Genomic DNA, 16,528 nt, shown 5'->3' on the forward strand with positions numbered 1-16,528 from the left:
TACGCCCTGCCGAACCGGGGCGCTCTATGCTCACTTCCTTTCCCGGGTCGTGATCTGCACGAAATCCGCCGCGATCTTGTCGCGCCCGTGCTTTTCCGCGATCTGCCGCAGGCGCGCCTGCACGGCGCGCAGATAGTCCGCGCGCGGCTCGATCTCGGGCCGCAGGGTGTCGAACAGCGGCACCGGCGTAACCAGCAAGGCGATCAATTCGTTTCCGAACGGCTTGGCGATCACCCAGTTGCCCAGGCTGCCGATGGTGGCGGCGTAATTCGGCGGCGCCTGGTTGGCGCGGGCGCGCGGGCTGGGCACCATGTGCACCACACTGCCGTCGAGCACGTAATAGTCGATATTGACGTAGGCCTGGTAATCCGGCGTCGTGACGTCGACTACCAGCGGATCGCCTGCCGTCAGCTCGCCCCTGGCCGCCTTGGTGCGGATCGCGGCGCGTCCGCCGGATTGCCGGTTGTGTATCCAGTATGGCGCGTAGGCTTGGATCACGCCGCATTTGTCGGCACCGACCGGATGCACGTCGAGTTCGAGCGCCTGCACACCGGGAATCGCGTTCAGCGTCTCTTTCAGTCGCGCGACGCCGACGTCGCGCGACAGATAACCCTGCACCCGCAACGTATTGCCCTGCACCGCCGGCGCGAGCGCCGAACACGGCATGCGCTCCAGCACCGGCGTGACGGCCGCCAGCGACAGCGCGGGGGGCGGCGCAGGCTTGGCTGCCGGCGCAGGATGCTCGTCGCTCTCCTGCCGCTGCGGCCTGATGCCGGCGGTTTGCGCCGGCTCGTCAGATGCGCCCGAGTCTCCGCTGCTGCCTGCGCCGCCGGTGCCCGGCGCGCGCCAGAAGTAGACAACACCCAGCGCCAGCAGCGCCGCCAGCGCCACGCCGGCGCCGGCCGGCACCAGTCTTGCCGACGCCAGATGAGGCGCAGGGCGGCTGCTCCCGCCCATTTCCTGCAGAAAGCGTTCCACGCTGGGCGTGCGCGTCTCGCGGTCGAACGACAGCGCGGCCTTGAGCGCGCGCCACTGCCTGTTCCCGAGCTGCTCCGGGCGTTGCGGCTTCATCCCCGCGCCGCGCGCATGCAGCGCCGGGAACCGGTCGAAGGGATGGCGTCCGGTCAGCAGCTCGTAGGTGATGCATGCCAGCGCATATATGTCGTCGCGCGGGTCGGGATCGCGGTGCTCCAGCATTTCCGGGCTGGCATAGGCCGGCGTCAGGCCGCCCAGGCTGCCGGGATCGAACACCGTGGCTTCGCTATCTTCCTCCGGCTTGCGGAACACGCGCGCGATGCCGAAGTCGATCACCTTCACTTCGCCACGGTCGGTCAGGATCACGTTGGCCGGCTTGAAATCGCAGTGCACGAAGCCGCGCTCGTGGGCATAGGCCAACGCCTTGCCCATGCCATTCACGATGCGCATCGCCTCGGCATAGGGAAGGCCCTTGAAATCCTTGGCGCGCAGCACCTGGCTCAGCGGCTTGCCTGACAGGTACTCCATCGTCAGGTACACGGTCGAGCCGTCGCGGTCGAAGTCGTACACCATCACGATGTTCGGATGCGCCAGCTGCTGTGCCTTGCGCGCCTCACGCTGCAGGGTGATGAGCGATTTCGGATGGCCGCGGAACTGGACGTTGAGCACCTTGATCGCGATATACGGCTTGCGGTCGGAGGCTTCCAGTTTGCGCAGGTCAAGCGCCTTGTACACGGTGCCCATGCCGCCGAAGCCGAGGCACTCTTCCAGCACGAACCGGCCGTTGAGCGTGTCGCCGATACCTTTCATGCGTTCCGGCTCGGTCGGCGCCGGGCCGCCCCAGGCAAGCGACGAGGTCGGATGCGGCTGCGAGCGGCTGCCGGGGCCGGTCTGCACCCGGGTTTCCTCTCCGCCGTAACCAGGTTGGGATCCGGTCAGGTATTCGACGCGACGCTGCAGTTCCGCATAGACCTCCGGCGGCAACATCATGCGCGTCTGCTCGTCGCTGAGCGCCTGCTCCAGCTGGCGCGCCGAATTTGCCTGGTCGGCCGCCAGCTGGCGGTCGACCTGCGCCAGGAACTGGTTGTGCGTCAGGCCGCCGCTCCGGTAAGACTGAATCGCGTTCGCAATACTAGCCATAGGGTTTCACGTTGAGTTGACGATTCCGGGCCCGGTGCTGCGCATCCTCGCTTGCATCCCGGTGCCCTACCCAAGCCGCCGGGGGCCGCCAAGGCATTTTGCGAACGCGCAGCGCAAGGCGCGGCCATGCGCAGGGCGTATTGATTCAGACACAAGCGGCGGCGGTAAATTCAAATCGCCGGCCGGGCGAATGCCGTGTCCAAACGCAAGCAGCGCTGCCCCGGCGGATATCCTCGACTTCCGATGCACAAGCCATACCATCCCGATTGACAACGCCATTGCCCTATCAGGCAACGTACGGCAACGCGCAGGTGTCGCGCCGCTGCGAACAGGAGGCCGAAATGTGTTGGTCTTCCCCCATCCGATCTGGGCTGTCTCCAAGCCCTCTCCTGCACGGCGAAAAGCAGGAGAATCGCATTTCACCCTTATTTTTCAATGACTTGCATGAAGCAGGCGATGCGCTTGCGGCCACTGGCACGCTCCCTGCTGTATCCCTGTCGAGTGCAACACAACGCTCATCACCGAAACCACCACCTCTTTAGGAGATCGACCATGCAAACCATCATCATCAAAGACCTCGCCGTCACCGCAGACCTCGACCGCAAGGCCATGCACGCCGTGCGCGGCGGCACGGGATCCGGCTACATGCCGTCCTATTCGCCGTATTCCTGGGGCGGCCCCTCGCTCGACTTCAACAAGAGCGACTTCAACTTCAACGCCACCCAGTCTCTCGGCCAGAGCCAGAACACCGTCGTCAACAACGGCAACAACGTCGCCTTCGCTTCCGGCATCACCGCCAACGTGAACCCGACTCAAACCGGCAGCAACAACATCAACTTCGGCTGATTCATTACTTCATACTTTTCAAGGAGATTCAACATGACTTCCCTCACCATCAAAGACCTCGCCGTCACCGCCGACCTGGATCACAAGGAAATGGCTGCCGTACGCGGCGGCACCGGCAAGGGCATGGCCTCGCCGTACGCCCCGTACATGCCCTCGCTGAGCTATTCGCAAAGCGACTTCGACTTCAATGCGTCGCAACTGCTCGGCCAGCAGCAAAACACGCAAGTCAACAATGGCAACAACGCCGCTTTTGTCGACAACATCACCGCCACGGTCAACCCGACCCAGACCGGCACCAACAACATCAACTTCGGCCGCTAAGCGCGTGCTGCGCATCGGCTCTGCAAATGAACGTTTTCAGGAGAATTGACATGACTACCGTAACCATCAACGATCTCGCCCTCACTTCCGACCTCGACCATGCTGCCATGACCAAAGTGCGCGGCGGCACCGGCAAGGGCATGTACCAGTACTGCGGCCCGACCAGCGGCAGCTCCTATGGCGGCAGCCCGTACGGCGACCTCACCAAGAACAGCTTTTCCTTCGACGCCACCCAGTCGCTCGGCCAGGTCCAGGATACGCAGGTCAACAACGGCAACAATGTCGCCTTCGCGTCCGGCATCACGTCCACCGTGAATCCAACCCAGACCGGCAGCAACAACATCAACTTCGGCCGTTGATCATGGCCGACCGGCGGAGGCTTCGGCCGCCTCCGCCGGCTTGTACTGAACTGAAGGAGAACCTTATGTCGACCATCATGATTCGCGACCTTGCCACGAGCCGGGAGCTCGACCGCCAGGCCATGTCATCCGTTCGCGGCGGAAGCAGCAGTTCCTGGCTGGCGGGGCTCGGACCCGTTGCCAATGTCAATGTGGACGTAAACCAGAACATTGCCCAGTTGCAGAACGTCCAGGTCAATGCGCTCAACAATGTGGGCGTGATCGGCGCCGGCTTCGTACCGCCCGACCTGACCGTCAGCCCGCAGCAATGGGCCGCCGCGCATGCAACTATCTGAGGCCCGCCGCGCTCAGAACAGATGGAGGCCATCCGGCCTCCATTGCCATTTTCTTTCCGAGGAATAAATCATGGCCAAGATCGTCATCAAGGATTTGACGGAAAGCGTGGATCTCGACCGCAAGGCAATGCTGGCAATTACGGGGGGCGCACGCACCCGCGGCCGCCAGGCTGCTCTCGCGCACCGGATTTCCCATCAGCCGCGCGTGCTCGATTACCCGGCCGGGTTCACCCGCGATCCGGTGACCGGAAAGCGCAGCGCCACCAGGTAAGCCAGGTAAGCCTGGGGCCTGGCTCGTCGCGGACTTGTCCGCGACGCGGCGCCGCATCGTTCCCGGGCACTCCAGCTTGCTGCGTTACCGGATCACGCCGCACACAATGCGCGCGCCGCCGCCGCCGAGCGGCGCCGGATGATCGGAATGGTTTTCCCCGCCGGCATGGATCATCAGGGAGCGTCCGTGCACGTCAGCCAGCTTGAGGCGCGGCGCCAGCGCCGGGTAATTCGCGTTGCCGGCGGTATCGACGAACAGCGCCGGCAAGTCGCCCAGGTGTCCGTCGCCCCACGGCAAGCCATGATGCTTGGCCCCCGCCGGATCGTAATGCCCCCCCGCCGCCAGCGCCGGCACCATCTTTCCATCCTGTTCCTTCGGCTCGCAGCTCGGATTCTCATGCACATGGAAACCGTGCAGGCCGGGCGGCAATCCCGTCAGCGCAGGCGTGAATACCACGCCGTACGGCGACTCGCTGATCGTCACTTGCCCGACCGAGGCGCCGACGCCCGTCTCGTCCACGATATTCATCGGAACGGTCAGCGTTTCCTGCGACGTTCCTTCCGCTTGGGCAAAACCGTACAGCGACAGTAAGGCCGCCATGGCGAAGTGCTTGAAGCGTGCTTTCATGAGTGTGTCCTTTGCTGGCTATAAATCATTTTCGAAACAGAAGACCTGCTCCCGCATCCATCACATGCATGGGTGGGGTGACTCTATCAGCCGACATTTTCCAGCGCTTGAGGAAGCTCATGGCACGACCGGGGCAGACAGGATGGCGCCCGGGCAAGCGTTGGGGCTAGCACAACGGCGTGGCCGGATGTGTCGGATCCACTCCATCACTTTGCATGTGCCGCTGTACCGCGCGGCATGTCCTGCGGCGCGCCTCAACCACAATTTTTACTTTTATTTTCAACGACTTGCATGAAGCAGGCGATGCGCTTGCGGCCACTGGCACGCTCCCTGCTGTATCTCTGTCGAGTGCAACACAACGCTCATCACCGAAACCACCACCTCTTTAGGAGATCGACCATGCAAACCATCATCATCAAAGACCTCGCCGTCACCGCAGACCTCGACCGCAAGGCCATGCACGCCGTGCGCGGCGGCACGGGATCCGGCTACGTGCCTTCCTGCGTCCCGTCCTATTCGTCGTCGCCGTATTCCTGGGGCGGTCCCTCGTTCGACTTCAACAAGAGCGACTTCAACTTCAACGCCACACAGTCGCTCGGCCAGAGCCAGAACACCGTCGTCAACAACGGCAACAACGTCGCCTTCGCTTCCGGCATCACCGCCAACGTGAACCCGACTCAAACCGGCAGCAACAACATCAACTTCGGCTGATTCATTACTTCATACTTTTCAAGGAGATTCAACATGACTTCCCTCACCATCAAAGACCTGGCCGTCACCGCCGACCTGGATCACAAGGAAATGGCTGCCGTTCGCGGCGGCACCGGCAAGGGCGCGGTTCAGAGCTACGGCTCCTATGGCGGCAGCCCGTACGGCGACCTCACCAAGAACAGCTTTTCCTTCGATGCCACGCAGTCGCTCGGCCAGGTCCAGGATACGCAAGTCAACAACGGCAACAACGTCGCTTTTGCCTGCGGCATCACGTCCACCGTGAATCCGACCCAGACCGGCAGCAACAACATCAACTTCGGCCGCTGATCCGGCAAGGCGGAGGCGCCGGGCGCCTTCGCCGAACAGGCGACGCCGCGCGCCGGGCAGAACGTTCGGCTACCCGCCGGCGTCCAACACATGACGCATGCCGCCCCAGACCGTTCCAGGCCGTTCGCCGTTTTCTCTCAGGAGATCCAACATGGCTGTCATCACAATCAAGGATTTGCGCACCCACCGCGCGCTCGACCGCAAGGAAATGTCGTTCATCCGCGGCGGCGGCGCCCCTTGGGTGTACGGCTGGATCAAGCCCTTCGTGTCCGATGCGCCAAGCGCCGGCCCGTCCATCAACTTCTTCCAGATCAACAACTACGCCGACCAGATGATCAACCAGATCCAGACGGTCGACATCAACAACTCGGCGGCCAACGCGAACATCAGCGTGGGGCTGGACGCCATCAGCGACAACACCAAGAACATCAAGTAACCGGGAGGCCAGCGTGAACGCCGAAACCCGGTATCGATGGACCTCGGCCTCCGGCTCACATGCCGGCATGGTGCGCCAGAAGAACGAGGACGCCTGCCTCGACCAGCCCGAACGCGGGCTGTGGGCGGTGGCCGACGGCATGGGCGGGCATGCCTGCGGCGAGCTTGCCAGCGGCATGGTGGTCGATGCCCTGGGAGATATCGCGGCGCCGGACAGCCTGCCCGGTTTTACCGCCGCGGCACGCGCCCAACTGCAAAGCGTCAACTCCGAATTGCGCGCGGAAGCCGCCAGCCGGGACGTGATGGTGATCGGCAGCACCGTCGTGGCGCTGCTGGCCTGCGGTTGCCACTGCGCCTGCCTGTGGGCCGGCGACAGCCGGCTCTACCTGTACCGCGCCGGCCGGCTGCGCCAGCTCACGCGCGATCACAGCCAGGCCGAGGAATACCGTGCAAGAAGCGGCTTCGACCCGGCGGCCGGATCGCGCCGCATCGCCCGCAACACCATCACCCGCGCCGTGGGCGCCGCCGATACGCTGGAACTGGAGGAAGAAGCGATCGACGCCTGCGCCGGCGACATGTTTCTGCTGTGCAGCGACGGGCTCAGCAATGAAGTCAGCGAGCAAGAAATATGCAATGCGCTCCTGCCCGGCGATTGCCTGTACGCATCGGAAACCCTGATCGACCTCGCGCTGGAACACGGCGGGCGCGACAACATCTCGGTCATCGTGGTGCGCGCGGAAGACCCGGACAGCGACGAGCAGACGGTGCTCAATCCGGCGCTCGGATAAGGGTGCCCGCATGCTTGCGACGACGGCGGATCTTTTCTACACTGGCGGGCCTTTCGCCGTATATCGAGCCATTCAGGCATCTCATCATGAGCCGACAAAAAGAACTGCTTGCCCATCTTCTCGACGCATTTCCGCCGAAGGCTTACTCGGGAACGGTGGCGACCGACAGTTGCGCCGAGTGCCAGGATCTGCAGGCTACCCTCGGCGGCGCCAGCTGGTGGTCGATCCCCGGCAAGTTCATTCAAGAACACGCCGATCATTTACCTCTGTTAACGAAAGAGGCCTACAAGGCCTTCTTCCCCGCATGGATGGGCGAGGCGGTATCCGACCCGGCCGGGAAGACCGCCGCCCTGTTGCTGGCGCATCTGCGGGAAGGCCGGTTCGCTTCGCTCTTTTCCCAGCAGGAGTCATATGCCGTGATCCAGGTCGCCAAGTGGATCGCGGAAAGGAACGGCCTTGGCCCGGACGCCCCCGTCAACATCGAATCCCTTGCCGCGATCACGCAAAGGTGGGGCGGGCACGGCGCCTGAAAAACCCGCGATTGCATGAGGAGACACTTGTGCTTGATGAACTGCCCTTTCCGCGCCTCGTAGCCACCCCGGATGGCGGCTCGCACTTTGCCGAAGTAGCCATCCCCGTCGCCCTGCAGGAATTTGCGCCGCCGGCCCCGCCGTTCTGCGTCTCCCATTTGGCGCAGGCGACGCAGTGCGGCTTCCTGCACCTGCCGCTCGGCTGGTATGGAGAATTGCATCCGTCGCCGTTGCGCATGTGGATCTTTGTCCTGCAGGGGGAAATGCTCTTCGAAGCGACCGACGGCGGCACACGGCACCTTTCTCCCGGCAGCGCATTGCTGCTGGAAGATACGGTCGGGCGCGGCCATGTCAGTCGCGTCCTGGGCGCCGCCAATGTCACCTTGGCCGTGGTCAGGCTTCCACCGGCGCAGATGCCCGAGTCTCCGGCCGCCGGCGCTCACTGATCGGAGGAACATCATGCCGAACACTTCCGATGCCGACAAGGCCTTCACCGGCTCGATCCCACAGCTCTACGACACCTGCCTGGTGCCCATGATCTTCGCGCCCTATGCCGCAGATCTGGCACGTCGCCTCGCATCGGCGCCGCTGCCCGCGCTTTCTGACGTGCTGGAGATCGCGGCCGGCACCGGCGCGGCGACGCGCGCGCTGGCGGCAACTCTCCCCGGCCGCGTCGCCATCGTCGCCACCGACCTGAACCAGGCGATGCTCGACCACGCGGCGGCCGTGGGCACGAAGCGCCCCGTCGCATGGCAGCAGGCCGACGCGATGCGGCTGCCCTTTGCAGACCAAACCTTCGACGCGGTGGTGTGCCAGTTCGGCGCCATGTTCTTTCCCGATAAGCCTGTGGCATTTGCCGAGGCGCGCCGCGTGCTCAGGCCGGGCGGCGTTTTCATTTTCAGCGTGTGGGACCGGATCGCGGACAACGAATTCGCGGACGCCGTGACGACCGCGCTGGAAGCGGTTTTCCCGCACGACCCGCCGCGCTTCCTGGCGCGCACGCCGCACGGCTACCATGAACAGCGCATCATCGCGCGCGACCTCGCCGACGGCGGGTTCGCATCCCTCCCCGCCATCGACACGGTCGCCGCGCGCAGCCGGGCGGCTTCGCCCCGGATTCCGGCTCTCGCCTATTGCCAGGGCACGCCGCTGAGAAACGAAATCGAGGCCCGCGACGCGACGCGGCTGGAAGAAGCCACCGAGGCGGCGGCGCAGGCCATCGCCGGTCGGTTCGGGCCCGGAGCCGTCGACGGCAAGATCCAGGCGCATGTGGTCACGGTCCGGCGCTGACAGGGAAAATTCCCGTATTACGCCATGGACCTGCTCTTTCTCGGCACATCCTCCGGCACCCCGACCAAGACCCGCAACGTCACCGCGCTGGCCCTGATCGAGGAAGCCGGCCGCGGCTGGTACCTAGTCGACTGCGGCGAAGGCACGCAGCACCGCCTGCTGCACACGCCGCTGTCGCCGAACGACTTGCGCGCGATATTCATCACCCATGTCCACGGCGACCACTGCTACGGTTTGCCCGGCCTGCTGGCGAGTGCCGGCATGCTGGGCAGGACGGCGCCGCTGCACATCGTCGCACCGCTCGGGATCGAGGATTGGATCGGCGCAACGCAGCGCCTGACGCAGCTGTATCTGCCCTTCGAGCTGAAGTTCAGCGCCACCGAATCGCTTGCCGGCTGGGCGGCCGGCAGCTTTGCCGTCGATGCCATTGCACTGTCGCACCGCGTCCCGTCGTATGCCTACCGCTTCACCGAGGCGCGCGTCGAGCCGCGCCTCGATACCGAAAAGCTGGCGTCGGAGGGCATCGCTCGCGGACCTGCGTGGGGACAGCTGTTAAAAGGCGGCGACGTGCAGGTCGGCGGCAGGATGCTCAGGAGCCGCGACTATGTTTTCTTTCCGCATGCCCCGCGTCGCATCGTGATCGGCGGCGACAACGACCGTCCGGAACTGCTGGGCGACGCCTGCAAGCGGGCGCAGCTGCTCGTCCACGAAGCCACGCACACCAAGGATGTCGCGCAGAGGATAGGCAGCCGCACCGGCCACAGTTGCGCCGAAGCCGTGGCCCGTTTCGCGCAGGGCGCGAGTGTGCCCAACCTGGTGCTGACCCATTTCAGCGCCCGCTATCAGGCCGACGCCGGCCAGTCTCCGTCGATCGCGGATGTGCGCGCCGAGGCCGCAGCGCATTATCGCGGCCAGCTGTTTCTGGCGGAGGATTTTGCGAGGTTCCGGCTGGACAAGTCGGGGCGGCTTAGCCGGGTCGGGCAGTAGCTCGATTTCAATGCGCGGCCGATCGCCGCCCGACCTCTACGCCGGGTGCCCCTACACCGGGGGCCCCTATGCCGGGTGCCCCTGTCCCTCTCCCGCTTGCGGAAGAGGCGTGGATGCCGCCTGTTTGCGAAAGTCCTTCGAATGGATGCCGTGCTTTTTCAGCAGCATCTGCAAGTGCGAGCGGTTCATCTCGCAGCGCCGCGCCAGCTCGGCCACGGTGCCGCCGACCTCCCTCAAGCCGCGCTCGAGAAAAGCGCGCTCTGCCTCGTCGCTGGCGGCGCGCTTGGCCTCGCTCAGCGACGCCGGCGCCGCGACGCCATCGTCGCCGGCGGCGGTCGCCGACACCGCCAGCGACGGCGACTTCGGCCGGATATCCTCGGGCAGATGCGTCACGTCGGCCGTGTCGCCTGCCAGGCAGGAAAGGCGGTACATCAGGTTGCGCAGCTCGCGGATGTTGCCCGGATAAGCGTAATTGAGCATGAAGCTGCGCAGGCGCGGCGTCATCTTCAGCGGGCGGCGCTTCAGCGCCTCGGCCGACTCGTCGCCATAGTAGGCAATCAGCAGCGGAATCTCGTCGCGCCGCTCGCGCAGCGACGGCAGGGTCACGTGGATCACGGAGAGGCGGTAGAACAGGTCTTCGCGGAACGTGCCTTCGGCGATCAGCTTGCGCAGGTTCTTGTTGGTGGCGGCGACGATGCGCGTATCGACGTTGATGATTTCGTCCGATCCCACGCGCTGGATTTCATGCGATTGCAGCACCCGCAAGAGCTTGACCTGGCCCGGCAGCGGCAGCTCGCCGATTTCGTCGAGGAAGATGGTGCCCTTGTGCGCGCTTTCGAACTTGCCCTTGCGGTCGTTGGCCGCGCCGGTGAAGGCGCCCTTCCTGTGCCCGAACAGTTCGGATTCCAGCAGGTTCTCCGGGATCGCGCCGCAGTTCACGGAAATGTACGGCTTGTCGGCGCGCGATCCGTTGGCGTGGATGACCTTCGCCATCAATTCCTTGCCGGTGCCGCTTTCACCGTCGATCAGCACCGGCAAATCGGTGGGCGCGGCCTTTTCCGCGACTTCCAGCGCATCGAGCAGTTTCGGGTTGTCGCCGAAGGTGCCTTCGAACACGAAGCTGCGTTCGAGCAGCGCGCGGCGGCGCTGCCCCGGAGTCTGATCCTCCGGCGTCAGGTCCGGCGCGGCCTGCTCGACCGACTCGGCGGAGGCGGCCTGCACGAAGCGCTCCTTGTGCGACAGCTGCATCACCTCGTCGCGCAGCGCGTTGAACTGGCGCAGCAGCTTTTCGATGTCGGCCCGCTCCAGCTTCGAGGACCAGCGCAGCGTCGAGCGCAGGATTTCGATCTTTTCCAGCAGCCCCGCATATGAAATGGCGGAGCCGGGACGGCCTCCGGGATTGAACAGTTTCATGCCGCGCTCAACTGTTTTTGCACCAGTTCGTAGTACATGCCGCGCCGGTTCACCAGTTCCTCGTGCCGGCCCTGCTCGACGATCGCGCCTTCGTACAGCACGAGGATCTTGTCGGCGCGCATGATGGTGGAAAGGCGGTGCGCGATGATGACGGCGGTGCGCCCTTTCAGGATTTCCCCCATGTTGCCGATGATGTTGCTCTCGGATTGCGTGTCCAGCGCCGAGGTCGCCTCGTCGAATACCAACAGGCGCGGGTCGTGGTACAGCGCGCGGGCGATGCACAGCCGCTGGATCTGGCCGCCGGACAGGCCGACGCCGCGCTCGCCGACGATCTGCTCATACCCGAGCGGCATCTTGGCGATGAAGGCATGGGCGTCCGCCATCTTCGCCACTTCCTCGATCCGCCGCCGGTCCGGGCTTTCGTCGCCGCTGGCGATGTTTTCGGCAATCGTCCCGGAGAACAGCAGATTGCTCTGCATGACGTAGCCGACCTGGGCGCGGAAGTATTCCTTGTCGATCACGGAGACATCGTAGCCATCCACCACGATCTTGCCCTCGCTCGGCGCGTAGAAGCCGACCAGCAGCTTGGCCAGCGTGGTCTTGCCGGAACCGCTGCGGCCGACCACGGCGACCAGTTCGCCCGGCTTGATGTCGAGGCTGATGTTTTCCAGCACATAGGGCGTGTCCTCGCCGCCGTAACGGAAATAGACATTCTCCAGCCGGATCTCGCCCTGCAGGTCGGGCAGCAGCACGCGCGACGGCAAGTCTTGCGGGCGCTGCTCGGGTTCCATGTCGAGCACGTCGCCCAGGCGCTCCATCGCCACGCCGGCGTCGTTAAGACGGCTCCACAGGCCGACCAGTCCCATCAGCGGCGCCAGCACGCTGCCCATCAGGGCGTTGAACGCGATCAGCTGGCCGATCGATAGCTGGTGATCCAGCACCAGGTCGGCGCCGACCCACAGGATGGCGATGGTGGTGGCCGCATTGAGCAGCTGGCTGACGAGGCCGACCACGATGTTGAAGGTTTGCGCGCGATATTGCTGTTCCAGCGCCTTGGCGTATTTCTTTTCCCATTTCAGGCGCACCGGGCGCTCGATGCCCATGCCCTTCACCGTCTCGACGCCGCCCAGCGCCTCCATCAGGTAGGCCTTGGCCTCGGTCGTGGTGGCGAACACTTCGCGCGCGTAGTTCTTCGCCTTCGGCGTCACCACCACGGTCAGCGCCATGATCGGGATGATGAAGGCGATCAGCACCAGCGTCATCTTCACGTTATAGAGGAACATGATCGTGAAGTAGATGAACACCATCAGCACGTTGAGCATGGTGGTGATGGTCGACTCCGTCAGGAAGGAGCGGATCGTCATGTTTTCTTCGAAGCGCGCCAGGATGTCGCCGGTCTTGCGCTTGGCGAAGAACGAAAACGGCAGCGACATGGTGTGCTTGAAGAATTGCGACATCATCGCGAAATCCAGGTTGCGCACCATGAAGTTGGCGAGGAAGGCGCGTATCGTCGTCATCAGCTGGGTGAACACGTTCGACACGATCAGGCCGATGATCAAGAGGTGCAGCAGGCTCAGGTTCTGGTGCACGATCACGCCGTCCAGGATGTTCTGGATGATCATCGGCGGCACGATGCCCAGCACCTGGATCACGAAGGTCGCCATGAACAGGTGCATCAGGATTTTCTTGTATGGCTTGAGGTAGGCGACGAAGCGTATCCACGGCGAGCGCGCCGCCGCCAGCTGCACCAGGTTCTGGCCGGGCGTGAACACCAGGCAGGTTCCGCTCCAGCCGCGCTCGAATTCCTCGACCGTCATTTTCTTGAAGCCGATCGCCGGGTCGGCCACCCATACGTGCTGCTTCGAGATACCGTACACCACGATGTAGTGGTAGCCCTCCCAGTGCACGATGAAGGGCAGTTCGAAGCCCATCAGCGCCTCGTAGGTGCACTGCACGCCGCGCGTGGTGAAGCCGAGCGACTCGCCGGCCCGCGCCAGGCTGTCGAGCGTGGCGCCCTGGGTGGTGACGTTGGCCAGCTCGCGCAGTTTTCCGAGGGTCATGGAGATGCCGTAATGCTTGCACAGCATCGCCAGGCAGGCGGCGCCGCAATCCATTTCCTCGGCCTGCTCGACCAGTGCGAAGCGCCGGATGATCTTTTCGCCGAACTCGGGCTTCGAGTGCAGATCGAGGATGACCGGCCGCTTGCGCCGTTCGGCCAGCTTCTTCTGGCGCTGCAATTCGCGCTCGACGAAGCGGATGCGGTCTTCCAGCGCTTCGCGCAGCTTGGGATTGCGCTCCAGGACCACGTGGATCGTCTTTTCCGGGATCACCAAGAGCGTGGCGTCGGTGGAAGCGACCACCGACGCCATCTGTTCCTGCCGCATCAGGCATGCCTTTTCGCCGAAAATCTCGCCCTGGCGCAGCGTCGCCAGCGGGTACTCGGTGCCTTCCTCGGTGCGCACCAGCTTCACTTCGCCGTGCCGCACCACGTACAGCCGGCGGTCTTCGCGGCTGTCCTGCTTCAGGATCTCGCGCCCGGCGGCCACGCGCTTGACGCCGACGCTGCGGATGAATTCCTCCAGCTCTTCCTTGTTGACCTTGCCGCGCAGGTCGAACAGACGCGTCACGAAGCCGCCGGCCGAGGCGATGGCGACATAGCTGGTGACGAAGTCGAGCGCGGCGCGGTTGCGCGCGATGACCGGCGCGATCGCCTCGCGCGGGATGAACAGGAGCTCGGTTTTCACCGAGGCGCGCACCGAGGATTCGTGCCAGTGGTCGCGCAGCATCGCCAGCTCGGCGAACACTTCGCCGGCCTTGCGCACGCCCATGCTGATTTCCTTGCCGTTCTCCTCGGTAAAGACGCGCACCGAGCCGGACTTGATGACGAACAGGCCGCCTGCCGGGTCGCCGGCATTGCAGACCGTGTCGCCGAACGCGTAGAAGCGCGATTCGGCCTGCTCTCCCAGCTGGTCGAGCTCCTCGCGCGTAAAGGGCGACAGGATTTCGACCGAGGACAGGAAATCGGCGAGGGCTTGCTGCTGTGCGGGTGCGTCCATGGGCATATTGAATCGGAAGTCCCGATGTGCGGTGCGCGCGGCGCACTCAAAAAATTCAAATTCTTCCGGCAATGCTCCGCTAGCGCGCTTCGATCACATGTTCCTGCGCGCGCTGCATCAGCCACTCCTCGCGCAGCAGGCGCCGCACCTCGGACACGGTTTCGTCGTCCAGGGTGGCCGGGTGCTTGGCGTTGACACGGAAGATCTCGAAGAACGACTTGTCGGCCGAAGGGAACGGCCCGAGCAGGTCGCCGGCCTCGGCGTTGAACACCTTGGCCTCGATATCGGTCTTGAGCGAGCCGCGCAACACCTTGCCGATCAGCCCGCCGCGCTCGCGCGTGTCGGCGATCGAATGCTCGCGCGCCATTTCCTCGAAGCTGTCCGGGTCGTCTTCCAGAACCGACATCATTTCCTTGGCCTTGCCTTCCGCGTCAAGCACCATGTGGCTGACCTCGATGCTGTCGAACCTGGGCGAGTTCAGCTTGAAATAGCCCTGGATCGCCTTGTCGCTGCATACCTGCGCCATCATCTTTTCCTGGTACAGGCCGTCGGTGACGAAGGCTTCGAATTCGTCCAGCGAAACGCCGAGCGCGTCGAGATAATTGTTCATGTCGGCGGCGCGGTGCAATCCCTGCACGCGGCGGAACTGGTCGGCGCGCTCCTGGATTTCTTCCGGCAACACCGGGATGCCAAGCTTTTTCGCCGACAGCACGGTCAGCTTTTCCCTGACCATCTGCTCGATCAGGCTTTCGAATTGCCCGGTCAGTTTCAATGTCCTGACAAAATCGTCGACACCGATTTCTTCGTTATCGATACGCACAATCGCCGTCATGTCGTCCGCTCCTCAGTGATGGTTTCCGGATGGTGTCCGGCAGAAAGACGATGGCGGGCATGCGCCGCCGCATGCCCGTCCGGACGGGATTTGCCGGAAATTTTCGCCAGCCGCGCCTGGCTTCTGCAACAGAACACGCAATCCAATTCCGACTCCGGAAAGAAAATTAGATACGGGGCCTCAGTCCACGGTTCGAGCGGCGCGCACACCCGATTGGAGAATGCGCAAGCCTCCTCCACGTTGCCCGGCCATGCCCCATTGCCTAGGCGCGCTTGTTGCCGGGAGAGTTGCCAGAAGACCCGACCCCAGGCTCACTCTCGCTCGGCGGCACCGACCGGTCCAGCGCCTCGGTCATCTGCTCGCGCTGCCTGCCATCCGGTTCGGCTTGGTGCATCGCCTGCGCCATGCTTTCCGCCGGGTCGGCGCCTGGAATGTCGGACGGCATGCGGCCGACGCGCCGTGCCTGGTCGGACTGCTGATCGAAGTTTTGCTCCTCCGAAATGCCAAACCGGCCTTGCCCGTCATCCTGGCCGGATGCGCGCGACAATGATGCTTCGGATTGCGTCGTGTGCACCGGATGCGCCGTCGCCTGCTGCGTGCCGTAGTCCGACGGCCGCCAGTCGCCGCTTTCCGCGTCGCGCGTTTCGACCAGCTTCTTGAAGCGTGCCAGGTCTTCCCACACGCGTTGCGCCATCGTGCCTTCCGCATTGCCGCCCTGCGCTCCCGGCATCTGGCCCAGCATCTGACCCGGTTCGCATTCCATCGTCAGGGTGATGCTCGCCTTGTCGCGGCCGAGCTCCTGCAATTCGACCTTGCCAATATTTTGCGGGCCGCTCAGGTTGCGCCAGGCAATGCAGCGGTTTTCCCGCCGCTCGGTGATTTCGGCATCCCATTCCATGTCGCGATCCGCCATTTTCGCCGTCCAGTGCAGGTGCGTATCGTCGGTCTGCCGCACCGCTTCCACGCCCTGCATGAAGCGCGGATACTCATCGAACTGCACCAGCTTGCTGTACGCGGCATGGACAGGCACATTGATCTCGATCGACTGCTGAATTCTTGCCATGGCCTTCCTCCTTCCTGCATTCGGTAATGCATGCAACCGTGCCTATTCAGAGTGAAAGTTACGGGACAAGTTGCCGCGAACCGGGTACTACCATCGCATTAGGAGGAGGAACGGCCCGGCGACGATGTCCACATTTGCCGTGAATAATTCTGTGGATAAGCCGGCATAAGTTTCCCTATGCCTATGATTCTCAAGGGAAATTTACTATTGCTCAAAATCAAG

The 16,528-nt window shown here is 64.0% G+C and carries 19 protein-coding genes; 13 read left to right on the plus strand and 6 right to left on the minus strand.

Annotation, left to right across the window (positions count from 1 at the left end; genetic code table 11):
* Window positions 1-30: 30 nt before the first annotated feature.
* The gene (locus FAY22_RS08880; protein WP_146329873.1) at window positions 31-2,115 is read right to left on the minus strand and encodes a serine/threonine protein kinase; all 2,085 of its coding nucleotides are present in this window, start codon (window positions 2,113-2,115) and stop codon (window positions 31-33) included.
* Between the two features lie 552 nt (window positions 2,116-2,667).
* Here FAY22_RS08880 and FAY22_RS08885 point away from each other — a divergent pair.
* The 5 genes from FAY22_RS08885 (at window position 2,668) to FAY22_RS08905 (ending at window position 4,247) form a co-directional block, all read left to right on the plus strand.
* Complete coding sequence (locus tag FAY22_RS08885) at window positions 2,668-2,961, plus strand: hypothetical protein (protein ID WP_146329874.1); 294 nt, start codon at window positions 2,668-2,670, stop codon at window positions 2,959-2,961.
* A gap of 33 nt (window positions 2,962-2,994) precedes the next feature.
* Window positions 2,995-3,282, plus strand: coding sequence for a hypothetical protein (locus tag FAY22_RS08890; RefSeq protein WP_146329875.1), 288 nt, complete (start codon window positions 2,995-2,997; stop codon window positions 3,280-3,282).
* 50 nt (window positions 3,283-3,332) lie between these two features.
* The gene (locus tag FAY22_RS08895) at window positions 3,333-3,641 is read left to right on the plus strand and encodes a hypothetical protein (RefSeq protein ID WP_146329876.1); all 309 of its coding nucleotides are present in this window, start codon (window positions 3,333-3,335) and stop codon (window positions 3,639-3,641) included.
* Between the two features lie 65 nt (window positions 3,642-3,706).
* Window positions 3,707-3,976 (plus strand): hypothetical protein, encoded by a 270-nt coding sequence (locus FAY22_RS08900; RefSeq protein WP_146329877.1) that lies wholly within the window; start codon window positions 3,707-3,709, stop codon window positions 3,974-3,976.
* Window positions 3,977-4,046: 70 nt separating this feature from the next.
* Window positions 4,047-4,247: a hypothetical protein gene (locus FAY22_RS08905; RefSeq protein ID WP_146329878.1), complete on the plus strand. Its 201-nt coding sequence runs from the start codon at window positions 4,047-4,049 to the stop codon at window positions 4,245-4,247.
* An 84-nt stretch (window positions 4,248-4,331) separates the two neighbouring features.
* On the opposite strand, the gene sodC is transcribed toward FAY22_RS08905, so the two are convergent.
* Window positions 4,332-4,874, minus strand: a complete 543-nt coding sequence (sodC, locus tag FAY22_RS08910; protein WP_146329879.1) for a superoxide dismutase family protein — start codon at window positions 4,872-4,874, stop codon at window positions 4,332-4,334.
* A gap of 399 nt (window positions 4,875-5,273) precedes the next feature.
* Here sodC and FAY22_RS08915 point away from each other — a divergent pair, with 399 nt between their 5' ends.
* From FAY22_RS08915 to FAY22_RS08950, 8 genes are all read left to right on the plus strand, one after another.
* Window positions 5,274-5,585 carry a hypothetical protein gene (locus tag FAY22_RS08915; protein ID WP_146329880.1) on the plus strand — a complete coding sequence of 104 codons (312 nt, stop codon included), beginning with the start codon at window positions 5,274-5,276 and terminating at the stop codon, window positions 5,583-5,585.
* Window positions 5,586-5,618: 33 nt separating this feature from the next.
* Window positions 5,619-5,912 (plus strand): hypothetical protein, encoded by a 294-nt coding sequence (locus tag FAY22_RS08920; RefSeq protein ID WP_146329881.1) that lies wholly within the window; start codon window positions 5,619-5,621, stop codon window positions 5,910-5,912.
* Window positions 5,913-6,063: 151 nt separating this feature from the next.
* Window positions 6,064-6,348: a hypothetical protein gene (locus tag FAY22_RS08925; protein WP_146329882.1), complete on the plus strand. Its 285-nt coding sequence runs from the start codon at window positions 6,064-6,066 to the stop codon at window positions 6,346-6,348.
* Between the two features lie 13 nt (window positions 6,349-6,361).
* A complete protein-coding gene (locus tag FAY22_RS08930) occupies window positions 6,362-7,135 on the plus strand; it encodes a PP2C family serine/threonine-protein phosphatase (RefSeq protein ID WP_146329883.1) in 774 nt (257 codons plus the stop codon).
* 86 nt (window positions 7,136-7,221) lie between these two features.
* Window positions 7,222-7,665, plus strand: a complete 444-nt coding sequence (locus tag FAY22_RS08935; RefSeq protein ID WP_146329884.1) for a hypothetical protein — start codon at window positions 7,222-7,224, stop codon at window positions 7,663-7,665.
* A 29-nt stretch (window positions 7,666-7,694) separates the two neighbouring features.
* Window positions 7,695-8,111: a cupin domain-containing protein gene (locus tag FAY22_RS08940; RefSeq protein WP_146329885.1), complete on the plus strand. Its 417-nt coding sequence runs from the start codon at window positions 7,695-7,697 to the stop codon at window positions 8,109-8,111.
* Window positions 8,112-8,124: 13 nt separating this feature from the next.
* Window positions 8,125-8,955: a class I SAM-dependent methyltransferase gene (locus FAY22_RS08945; RefSeq protein ID WP_210411921.1), complete on the plus strand. Its 831-nt coding sequence runs from the start codon at window positions 8,125-8,127 to the stop codon at window positions 8,953-8,955.
* Window positions 8,956-8,979: 24 nt separating this feature from the next.
* Window positions 8,980-9,942 carry a ribonuclease Z gene (locus tag FAY22_RS08950; RefSeq protein WP_146329886.1) on the plus strand — a complete coding sequence of 321 codons (963 nt, stop codon included), beginning with the start codon at window positions 8,980-8,982 and terminating at the stop codon, window positions 9,940-9,942.
* 66 nt (window positions 9,943-10,008) lie between these two features.
* Here the strand turns inward: FAY22_RS08950 and FAY22_RS08955 are convergent, their stop codons facing one another.
* The 4 genes from FAY22_RS08955 to FAY22_RS08970 form a co-directional block, all read right to left on the minus strand.
* On the minus strand, window positions 10,009-11,355 hold the full coding sequence (locus tag FAY22_RS08955; RefSeq protein WP_146329887.1) for a sigma-54-dependent Fis family transcriptional regulator: 1,347 nt from the start codon (window positions 11,353-11,355) through the stop codon (window positions 10,009-10,011).
* Entirely contained in the window at window positions 11,352-14,411 is a 3,060-nt protein-coding gene (locus FAY22_RS08960; protein ID WP_146329888.1) for a peptidase domain-containing ABC transporter, read from the minus strand. The genes FAY22_RS08955 and FAY22_RS08960 overlap by 4 nt, the downstream gene beginning before the upstream one ends.
* Window positions 14,412-14,490: 79 nt before the next feature.
* The gene (locus FAY22_RS08965; RefSeq protein WP_146329889.1) at window positions 14,491-15,243 is read right to left on the minus strand and encodes a peptidylprolyl isomerase; all 753 of its coding nucleotides are present in this window, start codon (window positions 15,241-15,243) and stop codon (window positions 14,491-14,493) included.
* Window positions 15,244-15,505: 262 nt separating this feature from the next.
* Window positions 15,506-16,306 carry an SRPBCC family protein gene (locus tag FAY22_RS08970; RefSeq protein WP_146329890.1) on the minus strand — a complete coding sequence of 267 codons (801 nt, stop codon included), beginning with the start codon at window positions 16,304-16,306 and terminating at the stop codon, window positions 15,506-15,508.
* Window positions 16,307-16,528 lie beyond the last annotated feature (222 nt).

Source organism: Noviherbaspirillum sp. UKPF54 (assembly GCF_007874125.1).
Taxonomy (GTDB): domain Bacteria; phylum Pseudomonadota; class Gammaproteobacteria; order Burkholderiales; family Burkholderiaceae_D; genus Noviherbaspirillum.

Coding starts and splice junctions, on each gene's coding strand:
- FAY22_RS08900 (WP_146329877.1), top strand. CDS start 3,707: ATGTCGACCATCATGATTCGCGACCTTGCCACGAGCCGGGAGCTCGAC.
- FAY22_RS08970 (WP_146329890.1), bottom strand. CDS start 16,306: ATGGCAAGAATTCAGCAGTCGATCGAGATCAATGTGCCTGTCCATGCC.
- FAY22_RS08965 (WP_146329889.1), bottom strand. CDS start 15,243: ATGACGGCGATTGTGCGTATCGATAACGAAGAAATCGGTGTCGACGAT.
- FAY22_RS08880 (WP_146329873.1), bottom strand. CDS start 2,115: ATGGCTAGTATTGCGAACGCGATTCAGTCTTACCGGAGCGGCGGCCTG.
- FAY22_RS08885 (WP_146329874.1), top strand. CDS start 2,668: ATGCAAACCATCATCATCAAAGACCTCGCCGTCACCGCAGACCTCGAC.
- FAY22_RS08890 (WP_146329875.1), top strand. CDS start 2,995: ATGACTTCCCTCACCATCAAAGACCTCGCCGTCACCGCCGACCTGGAT.
- FAY22_RS08915 (WP_146329880.1), top strand. CDS start 5,274: ATGCAAACCATCATCATCAAAGACCTCGCCGTCACCGCAGACCTCGAC.
- FAY22_RS08950 (WP_146329886.1), top strand. CDS start 8,980: ATGGACCTGCTCTTTCTCGGCACATCCTCCGGCACCCCGACCAAGACC.
- FAY22_RS08935 (WP_146329884.1), top strand. CDS start 7,222: ATGAGCCGACAAAAAGAACTGCTTGCCCATCTTCTCGACGCATTTCCG.
- FAY22_RS08960 (WP_146329888.1), bottom strand. CDS start 14,411: ATGGACGCACCCGCACAGCAGCAAGCCCTCGCCGATTTCCTGTCCTCG.
- sodC (WP_146329879.1), bottom strand. CDS start 4,874: ATGAAAGCACGCTTCAAGCACTTCGCCATGGCGGCCTTACTGTCGCTG.
- FAY22_RS08895 (WP_146329876.1), top strand. CDS start 3,333: ATGACTACCGTAACCATCAACGATCTCGCCCTCACTTCCGACCTCGAC.
- FAY22_RS08920 (WP_146329881.1), top strand. CDS start 5,619: ATGACTTCCCTCACCATCAAAGACCTGGCCGTCACCGCCGACCTGGAT.
- FAY22_RS08905 (WP_146329878.1), top strand. CDS start 4,047: ATGGCCAAGATCGTCATCAAGGATTTGACGGAAAGCGTGGATCTCGAC.
- FAY22_RS08955 (WP_146329887.1), bottom strand. CDS start 11,355: ATGAAACTGTTCAATCCCGGAGGCCGTCCCGGCTCCGCCATTTCATAT.
- FAY22_RS08945 (WP_210411921.1), top strand. CDS start 8,125: ATGCCGAACACTTCCGATGCCGACAAGGCCTTCACCGGCTCGATCCCA.
- FAY22_RS08925 (WP_146329882.1), top strand. CDS start 6,064: ATGGCTGTCATCACAATCAAGGATTTGCGCACCCACCGCGCGCTCGAC.